This window comes from Rhizobium sp. BK008, assembly GCF_014197345.1.
Taxonomy (GTDB): domain Bacteria; phylum Pseudomonadota; class Alphaproteobacteria; order Rhizobiales; family Rhizobiaceae; genus Rhizobium; species Rhizobium anhuiense.
Map to the genome: position 1 here is coordinate 70,057 of NZ_JACIFK010000008.1, position 20,003 is coordinate 90,059.

Here is a 20,003-nt window from a genome sequence, read left to right on the forward strand (position 1 = left end):
GCGCGAGCGCGACCCTGCCAGATGCTGGAAGCGATAGCTTAGCGGTGACGGCGCAGCACATGCACCTCGGCGCTCGGCTGGTGGTGGCCTTGCGGCAGCGTGAAATTGCCGAGCTGGCGGTCCATTTCCAGGGCTTCCGTCGCCAGCCGGTGGATCGCCGCCGTCGTCTCCTCGACCATCGAGGCGTTCTGCTGCGTCATCGCGTCGAGTTCGGCGACAGCGCTATTGATCTCACGCAGCGTATTGGCCTCCTCGCGGGTCGCGCCCATGATCTCGTTGATCTGTCCGTTGATCGCCTCGACATGGGCGCCGATGCCCGTGAGAGCAACGCCCGCCCTTTCCACCAGCGTAACGCCGCTTTCGACCTCATGCGTCGATTTCTGCAGCAGGTTGGAGATCTCCTTCGCCGCGCTCGATGAGCGCTGGGCGAGCTCGCGCACTTCCATGGCGACGACGGCGAAGCCCTTGCCGGATTCACCGGCGCGCGCCGCCTCGACGCCGGCATTGAGCGCCAGGAGGTTGGTCTGAAAGGCGATGTCGTCGATGACCGAGATGATCGTGTTGATCTGGCGCGAGGAAGCCTGGATTGCCTCCATCGCCGCGATCGTCTCCTGCATGATCTGGCCGGAGCCCGTCGTTTCCTTCTTGGCGTCGCGAGCGATGCGCTCGGCCTGTTCGGCCCGCTCGATCTGCTGACGGACCGACTGGGTGATGGCGCTGATCGCATTCGCCGTTTCGGTGATCGAGCCGGCCTGGCGCTCGGTGCGCCCGGCAAGTTCGTCGGCGCCGGTGCGCATCTCCTCGGAGCCGGCGCGCACCGCCATCGAGTTGCCGCCGATTGCCGTCATGGTTTCGCTGAGCGTCGCCAGCGCTTCGTTGAAATTGACCCGCAGGCTTTCGAGCTCGTTCGGGAAGCGTGTATCGATCTGGTAGGCGAGATCGCCGTTCGCCAGATGATGCAGGCCCTCGTCGAGCGCCTCGACCACCTGCTGCAGCGTCTTCGCCTCTGCCTCGCGCTCGGCCAGATTCTGCTGGCGGTCGTGCTCGGCCTGCAGGCGCGTCTCTTCACTGGCGGCTTCGAGCTCGCGGCCTTCGATCAGCGACTGCCGGAAGCGGGCGAGCGCGTTGGCCATCGTGCCGATTTCGTCCTTGCGGTTCAGGCTGCCGATCTCGCTGTCGAGTTTGCCGTCCGCGACATCGCGGGTGACGCCGGCAAGGCGCGCAAGCGGCGAAAACAGGAAATTGGTGACGAGGCCGGTCGCGACCGCCATGACGACGAGCACGCCGATGCCGATCATCGTCAGCAGAGTGGCGATCTCGATCGAGCCGGCATTGAGTTCGCTGAGCAGCACGCTCTCGACCACCAGGAAGCGGTCGCCGCGATAGTCGATGCCGCGGACATAGGCACGGGCGGCACCATCCGCCCGGTTGAAATCGGCAACCGTCATCGCCGAACTGGCAAGTGCGCTCTGGATGAAGGTGAAGGGTGTGGCATCGAGCATGGCAAGCTTGCCGGCCGCATCGAGACCGATAGCCGATCCATCGCCGGAGACGATCGCCGCCCGTGCCGTGCTGCCCTGGACGATGCCCTTGGCAAGGATGCCGGTGACGATGTCGTCGCGCACCTTGAAGAGGATGATGCCCTTGGCCGCTCCGAGCTTGATGATCGGCACGGCATAGAAGATCGCCGATTTGCCGCTGCCGGCATCGACGCGAAGGCCGGAGAAACCTGTCGGCGCGGCATCATCGGTCGCCTTGGCGGTATTCTCGATCGCCTTGGCGAAAGCGATGCCGGCGCCGGTTGCCTTCCAGGCGTCCGACTTCAGGTTCTCGGCGAAATCGTCCTCCTTCTTATAGGAATAGAGGACCGTGCCCTCGAGATCGGCGATCAGCAGGTCGCTGAAGGCGGTATCCTCGAGGTCGCGGGCGACTTCGCCCTGCGTCTTCTCATGGTTCGAATAATAAAAGCCGCTCGGCCCTTCCGGCTTCATAAGCTTCTCGCGCTGGTCGGCCGGGTTGGGATTGTTCGATATGAAAACCTTCTTCAGCTCGGCACGAGCGTCGCCCGAGGTCTTCTCGATGGTTTTCCAGCCGCTCTTCAGGCTGGTGATCGACATTTGCAGCGCCTCGATGCGCGCAATCGAGTTGGCCTGGTTTTCAAGCTGCGCCAGCTGGTCCTGCAGCATGTCGCCGCGGAAGATCAGCACGCTTTCCTTGGCCTTCAGCGCCTGCTCGTCGGAGATGCGGCTGCTGGCGAAATAGGCGAGTACGTCGATGACCGCGATCGACAGCACGGTCAGCAGAATGAATGTGACGATGACCTTGAAGGACAGGGATTGAAATCTCTGTGCCATGTACGACGAACCCCTTCTGAACGCGCTTGCCGGCCTGGCATGCAGCGCATGCCCGATCGACTGACCTGTAAACAGAACATCGGGGGCTTAATCTTCGTGAAAAGACGCCCCTCTCGTATTGACGACTAGAATTCGGGCATCTGTTTTAATTCGCGGTAAATAGCGGGGCCTAAATCCGGGAGTGTTTTTGTTTTGTTCACATATCGATGGCACTTATTTCGCGATCGCTATAGGTTGAACCATGCAAAATACGATTCGCATTGTCGGTATTGATCCCGGACTTCGCCGCACCGGCTGGGGAATCATTGACACGCTGGGCAATTCCCTGCGGTTTGTCGCGTCTGGAACCGTGACCTCCGATGGCGACATGGACCTTGCCTCCCGCCTTTGCCAATTGCACGACGGCCTGGCGGAGATTGTCCATAGCTACAAGCCGGATGAAGCCGCCGTCGAACAGACCTTCGTCAACAAGGATGCGGTGGCGACCTTGAAGCTTGGCCAGGCCCGCGGCATCGCCATGCTGGTGCCGGCGCGTGCCGGCCTGCCGGTTTCGGAATATGCCCCGAACGCCGTAAAAAAGGCCGTCATCGGCGTCGGCCATGGCGAAAAGCACCAGATCCACATGATGCTGAAGATCCTGATGCCGAAAGTCGAATTCAAGGGCGACGATGCTGCCGACGCCCTGGCGATCGCCATCTGCCACGCGCATAATCGCGGCAGTAACAGGATGCGCCAGGCACTGGCCGGTTAATCTATACTTGACTTGTTCCCATCTGCTGAGAGACCGCGACCCATGATCGGCAAGCTGAAAGGCACCATAGACGAGATCGGCGAAGACTATGTGCTCGTCGATGTGCACGGCGTCTGCTACGTCGCCCATTGTTCGGCCCGCACCCTGTCCAAGCTCGGCTCGGCCGGCGAGGCCTGCGTGCTGTTCATCGAGACCTATGTGCGCGAGGACCAGTTGAAGCTCTTCGGCTTCATGAGCGCGCTGGAGCGGGAATGGTTCAACCTGCTCCAGAGCGTCCAGGGCGTCGGCGCCAAGGTGGCACTCGCCGTGCTGTCGACGTTGACGCCGGGCGAACTTGCCAATGCGATCGCCCTACAGGACCGCGCCGCCGTCTCCCGCGCACCGGGCGTTGGTCCGAAAGTGGCGATGCGCCTCGTCACCGAGCTCAAGAACCGGGCGCCGGCCTTTGCCGGCGAAGCGATCAATATCGGCCTCAAACAGGAACTCGGCGAAGGTGTCGCGGCAGCACCTGTCGCCGATGCGGTTTCCGCACTGACCAACCTCGGCTATTCCCGCGACCAGGCGGCGAATGCGATTGCCGCAGCCATGAAGACGGCAGGCGATGGTGCAGACAGCGCCAAGCTGATCCGATTGGGATTGAAGGAACTGGCGCGGTAGAGTAGGATAAACTGTCGATTTTCCGACAAATGACAAATTTTCCGACTCACTCACCAAAATAGGACTACTGATCGATGTGGGGAGAATTTACGCTTTCACCCAAAGGCCAGATAACGCTTCCGAAGGAACTGCGGGATGCTCTCGGTCTTCAGCCCGGCGATCAGCTTGTTTTCTCCATCATCGACGGAGAGGTCGTGATCACACCAAAATCGATCAACTTCAACGATCTCGCAGGCCTTCTCGGATCGCCTCCAAATGGACGTGCTTCCCTGGAGGAGATCGACGCAACGGTGACCGATGCTGCGGGCAGCGATGTGGTCGACGAAGCCACGCGGTCGAAATCGGATGTCGCCGCATGATTGCGTATGGTGTGGATACAAACGTCCTGCTGAGGCTTATTGTCGACGACGATCCGGAGCAAAGGGCTGCCGCGCTGAAGTTCGGTGAAGGTATCGGCAGGGACTATCGTGGATTTCTCTCGCTTCTGAATCTCTTGGAACTGGATTGGGCGTTGCGCGCCCGGTTCGGCTTCAAGAAAAAGGATGTTGTCGAGGCAATCGGCAAATTGACACGCGTCAGAGGATTGGACATCGAGAACCAGACCCTGGTGATCAAGGCCCTGAGGGCCGTGGAAACGCGAAACGCAGATTTTGCCGATGCCTTGATTGGCTACCGCGCCGCGGATGAGGGATGCCAGGCGACCAAGACATTTGACCGGCACGCGTTCAAGACTGTGCCAGGTATGGAGCTTCTGACATGAGCGAACCCGCCCGCCTGATATCACCGGAAAAGCGGGGCGAAGACCTAGATATCACCTTGCGCCCGCAATCGCTGGACGAGTTCACCGGCCAGGCGGAAGCGCGCGCCAATCTCAAGGTCTTCATCGAGGCGGCGAAAAACCGTGGCGAAGCGCTGGACCACGTGCTCTTCGTCGGCCCGCCCGGCCTCGGCAAGACGACGCTGGCGCAGATCATGGCGAAGGAGCTCGGCGTCAACTTCCGTTCGACGTCGGGTCCCGTGATCGCCAAGGCTGGCGATCTCGCCGCCCTGCTCACCAACCTCGAGGAGCGAGATGTGCTCTTCATCGACGAGATCCATCGCCTCAACCCCGCCGTCGAGGAAATCCTCTATCCGGCCATGGAGGATTTTCAGCTCGACCTGATCATCGGGGAAGGCCCTGCAGCTCGCTCGGTGAAGATCGACCTGTCGAAATTCACGCTGGTGGCAGCCACCACTCGCCTCGGACTGTTGACGACGCCGCTGCGCGACCGCTTTGGCATTCCGGTCCGCTTGAGCTTCTACACCGTCGAGGAACTGGAACTCATCGTGCGCCGCGGCGCGCGGCTGATGAACCTGCCGATCACCGAAGAGGGCGCCCGCGAGATCGCAAGACGCGCCCGCGGCACCCCGCGCATCGCCGGCCGGCTGTTGCGGCGCGTGCGCGACTTTGCCGAGGTGGCAAGGGCAGAGGCCGTCACCCGCGAGATCGCCGACGAGGCGCTGACCCGCCTGCTGGTCGACAATGTCGGCTTTGACCAGCTCGACAAACGTTACCTTAACATGATCGCGGTCAATTTCGGCGGCGGCCCAGTCGGCATTGAAACCATTGCCGCCGGCCTTTCCGAGCCGCGCGACGCGATCGAGGACATCATCGAGCCCTACATGATCCAGCAGGGTTTCATTCAGCGCACGCCACGCGGCCGCGTTCTGACCGCAATCGCGTGGAAACATCTGGGAATGCAACCACCTAAGGATATGGAGGCTGCGCAGTTCCGGCTGTTTCAGGAGGATAACTGAGTGATCACCCGCCGCGGATTTTTCAAGGTTCTCGGCGGCGGTGTCGCAGGCGTCATGTCACTCGGTGGTTATGCCTTCGCCTATGAACCGCTCGCGCGGCTCGCCATCACCCGCTACCGGCTGACACCGCCGGGATGGACACCGGGGCTGAAGCTCCGCATCGTCGCGCTCGCCGATCTGCACGCCTGCGAACCCTGGATGTCGGCAAGTCGCATTGCCGCGATCTGCCACAGGGCAAATGAACTCGAAGGCGATATGACCATTCTGCTCGGCGATTATGCCGCCGGCATGAACATGGTGACCCAATACGTGCATTCGGGCCAATGGTCGAAGGCGCTCGCCACCTTGCGGGCTCCTCTCGGAGTCCATGCGGTCATGGGCAACCACGATTGGTGGGAGGACCGCACCGCCCAGAAGAACGGCGGGATGGAAACATTCGGACACCGGGCTCTCGCCGATGTCGGAATCCCGGTCTATGGCAACCGCGCCGTTCGGCTCGAAAAGGATGGCCGCGGCTTTTGGCTCGCAGGCCTCGAAGATCAGTTGGCGCTGCTGCCCGGCCGGAAGTGGGGCCGCACGCATATGCTCGGCCTCGACGATCTCGAGGGAACGATGGCTCAGGTGACCGACGATGCGCCTGTCATCCTGCTCGCCCATGAACCCGATATCTTCCCGCGCGTGCCAGAGCGCGTCTCGCTAACGCTATCGGGCCACACGCATGGCGGACAGATCCGGCTGCTGGGCCGTTCGCCGGTCGTGCCCTCGCGTTACGGCAATCGCTACGCCTATGGCCATATGGTTGAGGAGGGGCGTAATATCATCGTGTCCGGCGGCCTCGGCTGTTCCATTGCACCGGTGCGCTTCGGCGTGCCGCCGGAAATCGTCGTGATCGATCTTGGATAGAATGGCATGACCAAGCGCACTCTCATCCGCCTGAATGCGGGCGCCGAGCGTTTCAACTATCGCATCGCCGGCCTCGGTTTTCGCAATGGCCATGTGCTCGTTCATCGCGCCGTGCATGAACCCTTCTGGACCTTTCCGGGTGGCAGGGCGGAAATAGGCGAGACGTCGGAGGAGACGCTGAAACGGGAGATGATGGAAGAACTGGGCGTCGACGTCACCGTCTCCCGCCTGCTCTGGATCGTCGAGAATTTTTTCCACTATGAGCAGCGCGACTGGCATGAGCTCGGCCTCTATTATCTGATGGAGATTCCGCCGGACTTCCCTTTTCAGTCACACGAAATCATCCATCGCGTCGAAGACGGCGACAATCATCTCGAATTCAAATGGGTGTCGGCGACGCGCACGGCCCTGACCGCGCTCGACATCCCGCCCTATTTCATCGCCGATGAAATCGAGAACCTGCCCGCCGCGCCCCGTCACCTCGTCTGGCGGGACGGCAATCTCGATGACGAGGACTGACGCAAACATTCCAGCACGTGTGAAGAGGAGATGTGCCTATGCCGACCTTCGATCCCGTCAGGCCGTTTCGCAAACTTGCCTATAACAATGCGCTTGCCAACCGCCGTCTGCTTCAGGCCTGCGCGGCATTGAAGCCCGGTGAATTCGAGGCCCCGCGCACCAGCTTCTTTCCCTCGCTCAAGGAAACCTTGAACCATATCATCACGGTCGATTGGTTCTATGTCGATGGCCTGGAAGGCGGCACGCTCGGGTTCCAGGCCTTCGAGGTCGACGAACCCTTCGATGACGTTTCCTCGCTGGCAGAGGCGCAGGCGAAGGTCGATCAGCGCCTGATAGCGCTTTGCGAGGCCCTGACGCCGGAGAAGCTGGTCTCCACCGTCCGCCTCCATCGCGGCGCTCGCATCCAGGAGGAGCGGATGGAAGACGTGCTCGCCCACCTCTTCCAGCATCAGACCCATCATCGCGGCCAGGTGCATGCGATGCTTTCCGGCACCAGCGTCGCTCCGCCGCAACTCGACGAGTTCATCGTCGCCGACGATGCGCGGTTCCGTGGCACAGAACTCGCCGAACTCGGCTGGAGCGAAGAGACGCTGATGCGCTGATAATCAGCGTCCTCAGCGCGTCCTATCGGACGCGCTGCGCTTTAGAGCGGTTCGGCTTTTCGCAGAAGCGCAGAACCGCTCTAACTTTTGTTTACACAATTCCGGACGGAAAACCGCTTCGCACTTTTCCTGGAATTGCTCTAGTCCTGCAGTCGCCTCTTCAGCCCGTCGATGATCGTCTTGGTGAGAAGGTCGTAATTCTCGTCGAAGTGATGGTCGCCGGGCAGTTCGATGACTTCGGCGCCGCTATCCTTCAGCGCCGGACAGGCGACATCGTCATCGTCGTCCTTGCCGTAGATGCATTGCACGAGCTTCGGATCGATGTTCTTCACATCGCTGACGGGATCGCCTCCCGCCCCTTCCGTCTTCTGGCCGAGCCAGCCGAGAACGGAAATGACATAGTCGACTTCGTGCGACAGCGACAGCAGCGACAGTTGCGCCACCGCCGACTTTTCAGCCGGCTTGAGGAGCTGATAAGTGGCGGGTACGACATCGGCGCCGAAGGAATAACCGACGAGCAGCACATGCTTCACCTTCCACTGCTTGCGGTAGAAGTCGATGATCTTCGAAAGATCGCCGGCTGTCTCCTCCGGCTTACGCTCGGACCAGAAATAATGGAGCGAATCCACGCCGACGACAGGAATGCCTTCCTTCTGCAGCGTGCCGCCGACCTCCTTGTCGATGTCGCGCCAGCCGCCGTCGCCGGAATAGATCACCGCCATCGTATCGAAGGCGGGCGTCGCCTCGAGCACCGCCAACGGCAGGCCGAGCGGGTTGCCGAAGGCACCGGAGGCAGTGACGAGATCGTCGAGCGTATCGGCAAACACCGTCTGCGCATCATCGGTGGAATCGCGGATTTCTATCTCGGCATGGGCCTTCTTCAATGCCTCGGCATGCGCCCGGCCATCCTTGTTGGCATTAGGCGTGAAGACGGTGATCACAGGGTCCGGCAGAACGCCGTCGCTGAGTCCATAGACTGTGCGTTGACCAACCACCTGCTTGGAAGCCGGCGTGCAAAGTGCCTGGGTGAGCGGAATGCCGGCGACCGGATCGACGGCAAGCGTCTGGCCGATCGTCGCATCCGGCGTTTGCGCCGCGATCGCCAGCGCCAAGGCTCCGCCCTCGCCGATGCCGGCGACGATCGGCAGATGATAGGCGCTGTTGCCGGTCGCGCGCTGCACCTGCTGGCTCAGCGATTCGATATCCGAGACCATGTAGATGCAGCCGTCGTTGAGGCTGACGTCGTACCGGCTGAGCGCCTGGATGTAGGAGGGAAAGTCGATGCCGATGACGACGGCGCCTTCGGCGACCAGCCTGTCGGCCTCGGCCTTCTCATAGTCGCCCCAGCCGGCGGCATCCGAGATCAGCATCACCGTGCCTTTCACCTCTCCTTCCGGCAGGAAGATGTGCGGCGACGGAATGAGCCCGGTTTCGAAGCTCTGCTTGGTTTCCTCGGCGGCATTAGCCGGTGCGGCCGCGAGCATGCAGGCGCATGCCGTGGCAAGAAGGATTGTCCTGATCATTTTCTCACTACCCCCTTCAATCCGCCCCCGATCAGAAATGTCGCGTCCATCAACGCGATCATCGGATTGCCCCCTCCTGAGACCGCAAGATAGCGCGGTTGCCAGTGCGGATGAAACTTTGATTTGAATGCCCGAAGGCCTTTGAAGTTATAGAAGCGCTCGCCGTGTTCGAAAACAGTGCTGCCGATGCGGTCCCAGACGGGCGCCGCCTCGCGTTTCGACATGCCGGAAAGAGGCGCCATGCCGAGATTGAAGTGGGTGAAACCCTGTCCGCGCAGATATTCCATGATCTGCACGAAGAGAAAGTCCATCGAGCCCTTCGGTGCGTCCGGCGAGAAGCGCATCAGATCGATCGTGCTCTCCTCCCTGGATTCGGTGACAAGGATATTGGCGAAAGCGACGATCCTGCCGTCCTTTTTCAGGATGCCGACCGGCTGCGATGAAACGTAATCGGGATCGAAGGCGCCGAGCGAGAAGCCTTTTTCCTTGGCGTTGTGATGCTCGAGCCAGGCGGCGGAAACGGCGGCGAGATCATCGATGACCGAGGCTATGTCCTGCGGCTCGACGACGGCGAATTCCAGCCCGTCGCGCTGGGCGCGGCTTGCCGTCTGGCGAAGGTTCGCCCATTTGCCGCCCTTCATCTCGAAGGTCCTGAGATCGGCAACCGCCAGTTCGCCAAGCTTGAAGGCGCGAAGGCCTGCATCGGCGCAATGGGAAAGCAGCGCCGGTGAGATCTGATAGAACACCGCCCGGCAGCCGGCGGCGCGCGCCGCTTCGACGAAACGCCAGACGAGCTCCTGCACGGCGCGATGCTCGCCGACCGGGTCGAACAGTGCGATCCAGGAGCGGCCCTGCCGGCCATACATGATGAAGGCGTCACCTTTTTCCGAGAACATGATGCTCTTGTCGCCCATGCGCACCAGATTGGCGTCGGCATTGCCCTGCTTCATGACGATCTCGACGGCACGCGCCAGTGCCTCGTCCGTGGCCGGTTCCGGCCGGAAGGCCGCCGGCCGAAGCAGGCTGAAGATGGCGATCGCCGACGAGATGATGGTGATGCCGAGCACGGCGCGCAGCCCGCGCGGCGCCTCGGCGGTAAATTCGAACTGCCACCAGAGCTGGTTGCTGTATTCGACGTCACGATAAACGAAGAGCAGGATGACGACGGCGCCGACGACAATGACGGCAATCGCCATCAGCCAGGACGCCGTCAGCGCCTGGTTGAGCAGCGAGGCATGGCGGGTAAAGAGCCGGCGGCTGACGAAGAGCCCGAAGATGAGGAAGGCGAGAAAAGCGGCTTCAACCAGCGCGATCGCCTTCAACAGCGACAAGGTCAGCGCGGCGACAGCCGAGAACACCGCCACCCACCAGGCGCCGTCGAGCCGCTGGCCGAGGCCGCGTGCGGCGACGACGAGCGCCAGCCCCAGCAGGCTGGAGAGGAAATGCGCCCCTTCGACCATCGGCAGCGGCAGATAGTTGGAGAGGAATTCTAGGTTCTGGTCCGGCGTCGGCGTGACGCTCGAAAACACCAGCATGACGCCGAGCAGCAGCGCAAGAGCCGAGAGCAGCTGCGGCATCAGCCGTCCGCCGATGCGCCGCACGCTGGAGGCGGCCGGATGGTCGACGAAACGACGCAGCTCCGCCGCCGACACCGCGAGCACGGCGATCAGCAGCGGCAGCACATGGTAGACCAGCCGGTAGAGCACCAGCGATCCGAGCACGGCATCGATGTTCACCGCGCTGCCGAGCGACGCGATGATCACGGTCTCGAACACGCCGAGGCCGGCCGGAACGTGGCTGAGCACGCCGAGACCGACGGCGATGGCATAGACGGCGAGGAAGACCGGCCAGCCGATTGCCGTCTGCGGCAGCAGCACGTAGAGCACCGACGCCGAGGCGGCGATATCGAAGGCGGTGACGAGGAACTGGCGCGACCAGGTGCGCGAATCCGGCAGGCGGATTGCCACAGGGCCGAGATCAAGCACGCGCCCGTCACGGCCGATGATCATCACCGCGCCCAGGATGGCGACGATCGAACCGGCGATCAATCGCAGGAGGAAGGCGCTGACACCGATGAGCGGGCCGATCTCGTCGGCGATGATGATGAGGGCGATCGCCGCGACGCCCGCAAGCCCGAGACCGAAGGACAGCGTGACGAAGGCGATGATGCGGCCGATATCCTCCGGCGAGAGCCCGAGACGCGTATAGGCACGGTAACGGATCGCACCGCCTGAAAGCGCGCCGAAGCCGGCGGTATTGCCAACCGCATAGGCGCTGAACGCCGTCAGCGCCACATGCGGAAAAGGCAGTTTCTTGCCGATATATTCGATCGCGTTGAGGTCGTAGAAGATCAGCGAGAGAAAACTCAGCCCCGTGAAGAACAGAGCAAGCAGGATGGCGCTCGGCCGGGTTGCCGCCAGCGCGTCGACGACGTCATCGTAGCGCACCTCGTTGGTCAGCTGCATGATCGCATAACCGACAAGGCAGAAGACCACGAGTGTCGCCGCGGCCGTCAGCGGCGTTCTGTACCGTCTGAATAGCCCGCGAAAAGAAAACCCGCCGTCCGATTCTTCTATATTTTCCAAATTGCCGTGACCCGACATCTCGTACCTGTCGCAACTGCTAGCGTGGCGGGAATCATTTTTGAAAGACGTAACATAGGAGGCATGGAAGCTCTATGAAGCCATGCCGCCGCTACCCCGCCCCGCCCTTTGCGCCTCAATCATCCTCAATTGGGGCGAATTTGCGCAGGCCGGCGTCGCGGCACATTGCATTTTCGTAAGCTTCGAAAGAACTTGGCCCTACGATGGGATTTGAGATCCGGGAGAACGGTTCGATATGCAGGATAGTCCGGCCCTCATGATGCTTGTCCTCGGACGCCTATTGCTGGGCGGCCTCTATGTCGCGGGCGGGATTCATCATTTTTTCGTCATCGTGCCGTTGACCGCGGCAATCGAAGCCCGCGGCGTTCCCTTTGCAAAATGGGTACTGCTCTCGGGCAGCCTGTTCCAGATCGCGGCCGGCCTCCTGCTGATGCTGGGACTTTTCGTCGCGGCGGCGGCATTCGGCCTCATCGTCTTCACCCTTGCCGCCACCATCATGCTGCTGAATTTCTGGGACATGCAGGGTACGGCGCGCGACAGCGCGATCAATACCTGGAAAACCAACATGGCGATCATCGGTGGCCTGCTGATTGCAGCCGCCGGGGCGATGTGAGGGTTTACGCCGCCGGCTCGCTGCCCGCCCGTGCATGCGCGGCGTAGCGCGCCACGGCGGCATCAACCTCCGCGTCGCGATCGCCCGCCACCTGCACGGTCGGCACTGCGAATTCGATGTCGTTTTCCTTGAAGGCATTGCGGATCATCGCCAGCGCATTGCGGCGGATGACGAATTGCTCGCCAGGTTTCGTCATCATCGACAGCCGGATTTCGATTGCGAATTCGCCGAATTGTTCGACACCTTTCATCTTCAGCGTCTCGATGATGTGCGGACCAAATTCCGGATTTTCGAGCAGCGTCTGGCCGATCTGCTTGATCACCTTCTTCGCCTTGACGAGATCGGTGTCGTATTTGACGTTGAGGCTGATCTTGTCGATCGTCCAGTCGCGGTTGAGGTTCTTGACCGCCCCGAGTTCGCCGAACGGCACCGTCGTCAGCGGGCCGCGATGGTGCCTGAGCTTCACCGAACGCAGGCTGAAGGCCTCGACCACGCCCTTGTGGCTGCCGCTCTCGATATATTCGCCGATACGGAAGGCATCGTCCCAGAGATAGAACATGCCGCTGATGACGTCCTTGACGATCGTCTGGGCGCCGAAGCCGACAGCGACGCCGACCACACCGGCGCCGGCGATCAGCGGCCCGATCTCGATACCGAGGCCCGACAGCACCATCAGCACGGCGATGACGGCGATCACCACGGCAAGGATATTGCGGAAGATTGGCAACAGCGTATGTATCCGCGCGCGTTTGGCCTTCTCCTCATCCGTTGTTCCGCCATCCACGGATGAATCGAGCAGCTTGCCGTTGATATAGGCCTTGATGACATGCCAGAGCAGGTCGGCGGCCAACAGGATGACGATGCCGCCGATGACGCCGCGCGCGATCTTGTCGACCATCGTGTCGCCCGCGGCCATCGTATCGGCGCCGACGCCGAGCATATGGCCAAGCCAGATGGCGGCAACGGCAATGATCAATGCCCGCACGCCCCGGTCGAGCAGCACCGTCGCAATCCGGCGCGTGGCCAAGAAGCTCGCTTCGGTCTGCTGCAGCGATCTCACCGCAAGCGTCGAAACGGCGAGTACGCGCGGCAGCAGCAGCACATAGATGCCGAGCCAAAGCAGCCAGTTGAAGCCCGCAACCCAGATGCTCCACAGCAACAGGAAATAGACGGTGAGCGCCCAGGAGGTCCCGTGATCGCGCTTCTCGTCCTTGTGCGGCCGTGACCAGACCGCCTCGATCGCGATCAGCAACAGGCCGATGCCGAGGATATAGCCGACGAGAAGCCGGGCGCTCGAGGTATAGCCAAGCGGTTCCATCGACTGGATCGCCGCCCAGCCGAAGATGAAATAGATGACGAAGGTCGCACAGCGGCGATACCAGAAGAGCGCGACGTCACGTCCCGGCATGATCGGACCGGTGATACCCTGCCGTTCTTCGTCGGCCCGCGCCAGCCCGATGAGATCGACCAGCACGCCGCCGAGGCAGATCGTAAAGCGCTGGACGATGAGCGCGACGACGCAGACGATCGCGATGCTTTGGCTGAACGGCGGCCAGCTGAGGCTGAGAAGCGTGAGCATGGTCGCCGCCGCGAAGATCAGCGCCGGGATGACGCGCGGCGCCAGATGCATGCCCTCCATCTCAATCAGCCGGCGGCGACGGCGGCGGAAGGCATAACGGGCAATGCTTTCGACGATCGCGCCGAGCAGGAAAATCGCCAGGAATTGCGCCACCATCCGCGGCCAGCCGGTGACGGCGATTTCACCGAAGAACAGTGAGGAGGCATTGCCGACCTGCGAGGGCAGCGTCATCGCCGCATCGGAGACCATCGAGACATGCCGGCGGGCATGCTGCAGCAGACCTGACAGAACCGACATCTGGTTTTCAGACGCTGCGTTGGCCGCAGGCGTCGCGGCCATCTGCGTCGACATCCACTGCTTGACCTCGGGCGTCTGCATGAGCTCCATCATCTCACGCACCTGCGCCGGCGGGGTGGCCGCGGCAGGCACTTGCGCCGGCGGGGTGGCCGCGGCAGGCACTTGCGCCGGCGGCGTCTGGGAAAAGCCAGGCGAAACCGCCGAAAAAAGCGCAAGCAATGCCAATATGCCGAATAGGACGGCCTTCAAGCCCCCTGCCATGCCACGCTTCATGACCGCCTCCGATGAAAAGTCGGCCGCCTGGATGAAGCAGCCCCAACATTTTGCAATGGATACCCGTGACCGTTGCCGCCAGCAAGCAGTAGGAAAACCATACCGATGGCTAGGAGATACCGACATCGCCGCCCTCGAACGAAGCGCCGCGCTCGCTATGTCAGGATGACGGCTTTGTCGGAACGGCGAGTGAAACCGCCGGCCTTCAGGATTTCGGGACCGGTTTTTCCACGTGGCCGCCGAAGCCCGCGCGCATCGCCGACAGCACCTTGTTGGCGAATTCGTCATTGTCGCGCGAGGAGAAGCGGCCATAGAGCGCCGCACTCAGCACCGGCGTCGGCACGCTTTCGTCGATTGCCGCCATGATCGTCCAGCGGCCTTCGCCGCTGTCGGAAACGCGGCCTGCATATTTCGATAGTGCCGGATCGGCATGCAGCGCATCGGCCGTGAGATCGAGCAGCCAGGAAGTGATGACGCTGCCGCGGCGCCAGACTTCGGCAACATCCTGCAGGTTCAGATCGTACTGGAAGTGCTCCGGATGGGCGAGCGGGGCGGTTTCCGCATCGACCTCGTGCGAGGCAGCGCCGATATTGGCGTGCTTCAGGATATTGAGGCCTTCGGCATAGGCGGCCATCAGACCGTATTCGATGCCGTTATGCACCATCTTGACGAAATGGCCGGCGCCATGTGGGCCGCAATGCAGGTAACCCTGTTCGGCGGTGCTGGCCGCCGCCGCTTTGGCGCTCCGGTTCGGCGAGGCTTCCGTCGTGCCGGGGCCGGGCGCCAATGTCGCGAAGATTGGGGAAAGATGCTGGACGATGCCTTTCTCGCCGCCGATCATCAAGCAATAGCCGCGCTCGAGGCCGAAGACGCCGCCGCTGGTGCCGACATCGACATAATGAATGCCCTTGGTGATGAGTTCGGCGCCGCGGCGGATATCGTCGTGGTAATAAGAGTTGCCGCCGTCGATGACGATATCGCCGTTCTCAAGCAGCGGCACCAGGCTCGCCAGCACCTTGTCGACGATCGCCGCCGGCAGCATCAGCCAGATCGCCCGCGGATGGGTGAGCTTCGAGACGAATTCCTCGAGAGAACCACTGCCGGTCGCACCGAGGCCCGTGAGATCGGCGACGCTTTCCGGCCTGGCGTCGTAAACGACGCATTCGTGACCGCCTCGCATCAAGCGCTGGACCATATAATTGCCCATGCGGCCCAAACCAACCATGCCAAGCTGCATATGAATCTCCTGGAAACCGAAATGAAGTATCGAATCCGGAAATTAGCACCCGCAGTGTGACAGGCAAGCGAAGTCTCGGTGATATTGGCGGATGCGACGATTGCGCCGCCGATCTCCTGCAAACCAATGCTTCGTCAAGCGTCAGATGCGCTGGCCGGCTCACCCTTCATTTCGCTGAGGAACATGCCCTCGCGCAGGTTGATGCCATATTCGACGAAGGCCTTCATGCAGCAAAGCATCTGCGTCCAGCCTTCGCAGTTGAGATAGGTGCCGCGCCGGCCGGCATCGTCTTCGCGCCAGCCGGTCTCGGCGATGGTCACCAGCGTGCCGCCATCCTCCAGCGGCTTGAAGTTCATCTCCACCAGCGTCTTGTATCTTGCCTCATCTTCGCCGGTGCCGCCGTCCCATCGCAGCACGATACGGCTTTCCGGCACGAGTTCGATCACTTCGACTGGCGCATCCTTCCACCAAGTCACCGTCGTGCCCTGGACGAGCGGCGCGCTCGCCCCGCCGATCGTGGTGAAATAGCTGTTGAGTTTCTTCGGGTTGACGACGGCGTCGAATACCTCCGCCACGGGGCGGCCGATACGGCCGGAAATGCGGATTCCGAGAGACATGGCACTTCTCCTCTTCTCCATTGTGCTTGTTCCATTGTACTTGGCTTCATTATGTTATAAAAATATAACATGTCAAGCGAATCAACCGACGACCCTGTTTTCAAAGCGCTGGCGCATCATCGCCGCCGCGAAATCCTCGATCTGCTCAAGAATGGCCCCCGCACCACGGGAACTCTCTGCGAGATGTTTCCTCAGATGGACCGCTGCACGGTGATGCAGCATCTGAAAGTGCTGGAGGAGGCAGACCTGGTCATCGCCAGGAAGGAGGGCCGCGAACGCTGGAACCACTTAAACAGCCTGCCGATCAAGCACATCTACGACCGCTGGATCAGCGCCTATGCCGGCCATGCGCTCTCTATACTCGACCGGCTGAGAAGCGATCTCGAAGGCCAGCCCGAATAAAATGCCGACTGTCCAACCGCCTTGTCGCCCGGCCCGCCACAGCCCTATGCTGGCGGCAAAGCATGGGACAGGACAGATGATGATAACAGGGGCCGGCATACGCCGCATGCGGCTGTTGCGCAGCATGAAGCAGGAACATCTCGCCGAACTCCTCGGCGTCAACCAGGCGACGGTCTCACGCTGGGAGCGCGATCAGCTCGCCCTCTCATCCGAACAGGCCGTCAAGCTGGAACGGATTTTCGCTGCGCCTCGACATGCGGCAGTCGATGCGGCGCTGAAGCGGCTGGTCGAGGATTCCGTTCGCCCAGTGCATCTGATCTGCGACCGCACCCACCGGCTGCTATCAGCCTCCCGCCCGCGGCAGGCGGAATGGCGGGCGCCGCTCGCTGCCTTTCTCGGCCGTTCTCTGTTCTCTTACGCTTCCGCCGAAATCACCGCGGCCGAGCAGTCGCTGGAGGAGCGCGGCTGGCATGCAGGCAGGCTCTCGTCGCTGATTCTCGAGACCGGCGCCAACGGCAATGCGCAGCTGCCCATTGCGGCCGGGCACGTGAGCTGGGAAAGGATCATGCTTTCCGATGGCAGCGCCGGCCGCCTTGTCACGACCATCGGCTGAGCCTGCAGCTTTCCTGCATTCCCATGCATAATTTATGCGTTGTCCGGAAACCTCGGTCTTTATAGCGTCGGCCGCCGAAACGCTCAGGAGACGATGTGATGACGATACTGGTGACGGGAAGTGCCGGCCATCTCGGCGAGGCGCTGATGCGCACTTTGAGGGCGCAAAGCCGCTGGGTGCGCGGCATCGATATCAAGCCCTCGGCTTTCACCGATATGGTCGGCTCGATCGGTGATCGCGCCTTCGTCCGGCAGGTAATGTCTGGTATCAGCCAAGTCATCCATGCCGCAACATTGCACAAGCCGCATGTGGCGACCCACGACAATCGCGATTTCCTCGACATCAATATCGCCGGGACGCTGAACCTGCTCGAAGAAGCCGTCGCCGCAGACGTCGCAAGCTTCGTCTTCACCAGCACCACCAGCACATTCGGCGCGGCATTGACGCCGGCTGCCGGCGAACCGGCGGCATGGGTGACGGAGGACGTGCTTCCGGTCGCAAAAAACATCTACGGCGTCACCAAACTCGCCGCCGAAGGCGTGTGCGAACTCTTCGCCCGCAAATCCGGCCTGCCGGTTGTCATTCTCAGGACATCGCGTTTCTTTCCCGAAAACGACGACGATGCTGATATTCGCAACGGCTATTCGCCGGAGAATGCCCAGGCCAACGAGCTTCTTCATCGCCGCGTCGATATCAGCGATGTGGCCGGCGCCCATCTACTGGCGCTCGAAAAAGCTCCGGCCATCGGCTTCGGCCGCTACATCATCTCCGCCACAACGCCGTTTTCATCAGGCGATCTCGCCGAGATCAGACGCGATGCGCCTGATGTCGTCGAACGCCTGTTTCCGGGTGCGAGCGCCCTCTATGCATCACGCGGCTGGAAGATGTTTCCGGCGCTTGACCGTGTCTATGTCAACGCGCGCGCAAAGCGGGAACTCGGCTGGCAGCCGCGATATGATTTCCGTTTCGTGTTGGATTGCCTACGCGAGAATAGGGAATGGCGAAGCCCTTTGGCGCTAGATGTCGGCTCGAAAGGCTACCATGACCAGACCTTTGTCGAAGGGCCTTATCCGGTCCGATAGAACCACGATCTGGAATACGGATAGGCGAAAGCCCGGCATCCTCGCGGCATGGCCTTTTCGCCGAAAAGCGTCATCCAGATATTATGATCCCGTCATAGACCGTCTGACGGGGATATGGGGCGACGAAATCCAAGGCGTGTTCTGCCATCGGGAAATCGAATCCAAGGCGGGGTGTCATTTGAAGCGGTGTCCAGCCTGCGGGCTGAGCCCGTTTTGAGAGCGCTTTTGACCGAGAGGGTATCTCCATGAAGAATGTCAGACCATAGCATCGCGGCTGTTTGCCGCGGCTCTCGCGGCATCCGCCACCATTCCGGCCGTCGCAATGGCCGAAAATTCCGCTGTCGGCGGCGGCCTCACCTTCGTCAACAAGGGCCTGGTCGGCGTTCGCCCGCCGGATGCGACGTCCCTGCCGACGATGAAAGGGAAGGTGCGATCCACGACCACCGATGGATGTTTACGATCCTGGGTGCCTACAAACGTAGGTGGGCGCCGTGTGTCCAGGCCCACGGGCCTGGCCAGGGACAGCTCCCTTTGGATCGAGTATGGCCCCAGGGATTGTGGTTCCTGTCGAGAGGCGCAGACCGCATCGCGATATATAAGGACGTTTGCGCTGCCGCGCCAGTGGCGGTGGCAGACCGTCCTGATTTAATTGAGATCAGTTCAGGTCCGGGGCGGAGCGGCCGTTCAGCTTGTCGGTGATGCCACGGATGCGGCTCGAAACCTCACTGAGTGCTGCCGCAAGGTTTTCTTCGGTGCGCGCGGTGGCCGCAAGCACCGTGTCGCGGTTGCCGCGCAGCGACTCGAGTTCGGATTCCAGCCCGGCGACGCGGCGCGTCAGCTCGGCAATCTCGTCCATGACCATGATGCCGGCCATGACCGTGATCCTCAGATCGCCGATTTCACCGAACTGTCCCTTGAGGTGGCCGACATAGCCGTCGAAACGGGTGGCGAGATCGGACAGGTGCTCCTCCTGCCCCTCCTCGCAGGCCATGCGATAGGCCTTGCCGTCGATCGTTACCGTCACCTGCGCCATACCAAACTCTTTCTATAAGAGCATGATGCCGAAAAGTGTGAGCGGTTTTCGGACGACATCATGCTCTAACTTTTTAAATTAGAACAGGATTCAGATTTTGGGCCACAGCCCAAAATCATCCTGTTCTAGCGATCCAGAACCGCGCGGATCGTTTCCATGGCCGTCACCAGCCGCCGGGATACCTCGCGATTGACCTCTTCCAGCCGGTTGGCGCGGAATTCGGCCTGATCGAGCTCCTGCGCCAGCCGGGAGCGGTCGGCGTGCACGCGTCGTACCTCGCCCTCGATCTCACCCTGCTCGCGCTGCCGCTCGACGCGCATGTCGACGGCGTTTTCGAGGCTCGAAATCGCCTGTCTCAATTCGTTGAGCGCTGCTTCCATGGTTTTGCCTGTGGGCATCATGTCTTTCCGATTCCCGCACAGAATCCGCGAATCGGCACGCCGCGCCGATCCTGTGATTTCAAAAGGATATGCCGCTCGCAAACGGCCCGTCAATAAATCCTGTCACTTGCCCACCGGCCTATCCTGTGGATGAGCACTTTACACGTG

At 61.6% G+C, this 20,003-nt stretch carries 20 protein-coding genes and 1 other RNA gene; 12 read left to right on the forward strand and 9 right to left on the reverse strand.

The genetic code is table 11. The features are described 5' to 3' along the window. Window positions 1-38 precede the first annotated feature (38 nt). Window positions 39-2,354: a methyl-accepting chemotaxis protein gene (locus FHT69_RS26380; protein ID WP_047616505.1), complete on the reverse strand. Its 2,316-nt coding sequence runs from the start codon at window positions 2,352-2,354 to the stop codon at window positions 39-41. Window positions 2,355-2,595: 241 nt separating this feature from the next. Here FHT69_RS26380 and ruvC point away from each other — a divergent pair, with 241 nt between their 5' ends. The 8 genes from ruvC (at window position 2,596) to FHT69_RS26420 (ending at window position 7,583) form a co-directional block, all read left to right on the forward strand. Further along, window positions 2,596-3,105 (forward strand): crossover junction endodeoxyribonuclease RuvC, encoded by a 510-nt coding sequence (gene ruvC / locus FHT69_RS26385; RefSeq protein ID WP_028755540.1) that lies wholly within the window; start codon window positions 2,596-2,598, stop codon window positions 3,103-3,105. Between the two features lie 42 nt (window positions 3,106-3,147). Then, a complete protein-coding gene (gene ruvA / locus FHT69_RS26390; protein WP_028755539.1) occupies window positions 3,148-3,762 on the forward strand; it encodes a Holliday junction branch migration protein RuvA in 615 nt (204 codons plus the stop codon). A 74-nt stretch (window positions 3,763-3,836) separates the two neighbouring features. Further along, on the forward strand, window positions 3,837-4,121 hold the full coding sequence (locus FHT69_RS26395; RefSeq protein WP_028755538.1) for an AbrB/MazE/SpoVT family DNA-binding domain-containing protein: 285 nt from the start codon (window positions 3,837-3,839) through the stop codon (window positions 4,119-4,121). Beyond that, complete coding sequence (locus FHT69_RS26400; RefSeq protein WP_049810847.1) at window positions 4,118-4,522, forward strand: PIN domain-containing protein; 405 nt, start codon at window positions 4,118-4,120, stop codon at window positions 4,520-4,522. Before FHT69_RS26395 ends, FHT69_RS26400 begins: the two co-directional genes overlap by 4 nt. Then, the gene (gene ruvB / locus FHT69_RS26405; protein ID WP_003552548.1) at window positions 4,519-5,559 is read left to right on the forward strand and encodes a Holliday junction branch migration DNA helicase RuvB; all 1,041 of its coding nucleotides are present in this window, start codon (window positions 4,519-4,521) and stop codon (window positions 5,557-5,559) included. Before FHT69_RS26400 ends, ruvB begins: the two co-directional genes overlap by 4 nt. After that, window positions 5,560-6,462 (forward strand): metallophosphoesterase, encoded by a 903-nt coding sequence (locus FHT69_RS26410; RefSeq protein ID WP_028755537.1) that lies wholly within the window; start codon window positions 5,560-5,562, stop codon window positions 6,460-6,462. Window positions 6,463-6,468: 6 nt separating this feature from the next. Then, window positions 6,469-6,981, forward strand: coding sequence for an NUDIX hydrolase (locus tag FHT69_RS26415; RefSeq protein ID WP_028755536.1), 513 nt, complete (start codon window positions 6,469-6,471; stop codon window positions 6,979-6,981). Window positions 6,982-7,019: 38 nt separating this feature from the next. Continuing rightward, window positions 7,020-7,583 carry a DinB family protein gene (locus tag FHT69_RS26420; RefSeq protein WP_063475353.1) on the forward strand — a complete coding sequence of 188 codons (564 nt, stop codon included), beginning with the start codon at window positions 7,020-7,022 and terminating at the stop codon, window positions 7,581-7,583. 140 nt (window positions 7,584-7,723) lie between these two features. Here the strand turns inward: FHT69_RS26420 and FHT69_RS26425 are convergent, their stop codons facing one another. Together FHT69_RS26425 and mprF are read right to left on the reverse strand one after the other, a co-directional pair. Continuing rightward, window positions 7,724-9,106, reverse strand: a complete 1,383-nt coding sequence (locus FHT69_RS26425; protein WP_063475352.1) for a virulence factor family protein — start codon at window positions 9,104-9,106, stop codon at window positions 7,724-7,726. After that, complete coding sequence (gene mprF / locus FHT69_RS26430; RefSeq protein WP_063475351.1) at window positions 9,103-11,709, reverse strand: bifunctional lysylphosphatidylglycerol flippase/synthetase MprF; 2,607 nt, start codon at window positions 11,707-11,709, stop codon at window positions 9,103-9,105. Before mprF ends, FHT69_RS26425 begins: the two co-directional genes overlap by 4 nt. Before the next feature lie 235 nt (window positions 11,710-11,944). On the opposite strand from mprF, the gene FHT69_RS26435 reads away from it, so the two are divergent. Next, entirely contained in the window at window positions 11,945-12,322 is a 378-nt protein-coding gene (locus FHT69_RS26435) for a DoxX family membrane protein (protein WP_028755532.1), read from the forward strand. A 4-nt stretch (window positions 12,323-12,326) separates the two neighbouring features. On the opposite strand, the gene FHT69_RS26440 is transcribed toward FHT69_RS26435, so the two are convergent. From FHT69_RS26440 to FHT69_RS26450, 3 genes are all read right to left on the reverse strand, one after another. Next, entirely contained in the window at window positions 12,327-14,471 is a 2,145-nt protein-coding gene (locus tag FHT69_RS26440) for a mechanosensitive ion channel family protein (RefSeq protein WP_183906181.1), read from the reverse strand. A gap of 205 nt (window positions 14,472-14,676) precedes the next feature. Beyond that, window positions 14,677-15,708 carry a phosphogluconate dehydrogenase (NAD(+)-dependent, decarboxylating) gene (gene gnd / locus FHT69_RS26445; protein WP_063475349.1) on the reverse strand — a complete coding sequence of 344 codons (1,032 nt, stop codon included), beginning with the start codon at window positions 15,706-15,708 and terminating at the stop codon, window positions 14,677-14,679. Between the two features lie 134 nt (window positions 15,709-15,842). After that, window positions 15,843-16,325, reverse strand: coding sequence for an SRPBCC domain-containing protein (locus tag FHT69_RS26450; protein WP_063475348.1), 483 nt, complete (start codon window positions 16,323-16,325; stop codon window positions 15,843-15,845). 69 nt (window positions 16,326-16,394) lie between these two features. Here FHT69_RS26450 and FHT69_RS26455 point away from each other — a divergent pair, with 69 nt between their 5' ends. The 3 genes from FHT69_RS26455 (at window position 16,395) to FHT69_RS26465 (ending at window position 18,422) form a co-directional block, all read left to right on the forward strand. Continuing rightward, window positions 16,395-16,727, forward strand: coding sequence for an ArsR/SmtB family transcription factor (locus tag FHT69_RS26455; protein ID WP_063475347.1), 333 nt, complete (start codon window positions 16,395-16,397; stop codon window positions 16,725-16,727). 76 nt (window positions 16,728-16,803) lie between these two features. Next, on the forward strand, window positions 16,804-17,340 hold the full coding sequence (locus FHT69_RS26460) for a helix-turn-helix transcriptional regulator (protein WP_063475346.1): 537 nt from the start codon (window positions 16,804-16,806) through the stop codon (window positions 17,338-17,340). Between the two features lie 98 nt (window positions 17,341-17,438). After that, window positions 17,439-18,422 carry an NAD-dependent epimerase/dehydratase family protein gene (locus FHT69_RS26465; RefSeq protein ID WP_063475345.1) on the forward strand — a complete coding sequence of 328 codons (984 nt, stop codon included), beginning with the start codon at window positions 17,439-17,441 and terminating at the stop codon, window positions 18,420-18,422. Between the two features lie 427 nt (window positions 18,423-18,849). Here FHT69_RS26465 and ssrS read toward each other — a convergent pair. The 3 genes from ssrS to FHT69_RS26480 form a co-directional block, all read right to left on the reverse strand. Beyond that, window positions 18,850-19,008, reverse strand: a non-coding RNA gene (gene ssrS, locus FHT69_RS26470) — 6S RNA. Window positions 19,009-19,077: 69 nt separating this feature from the next. Continuing rightward, window positions 19,078-19,455 (reverse strand): cell division protein ZapA, encoded by a 378-nt coding sequence (locus FHT69_RS26475; RefSeq protein WP_028755524.1) that lies wholly within the window; start codon window positions 19,453-19,455, stop codon window positions 19,078-19,080. 125 nt (window positions 19,456-19,580) lie between these two features. Continuing rightward, entirely contained in the window at window positions 19,581-19,856 is a 276-nt protein-coding gene (locus tag FHT69_RS26480; RefSeq protein WP_012758879.1) for a DUF4164 domain-containing protein, read from the reverse strand. Window positions 19,857-20,003 lie beyond the last annotated feature (147 nt).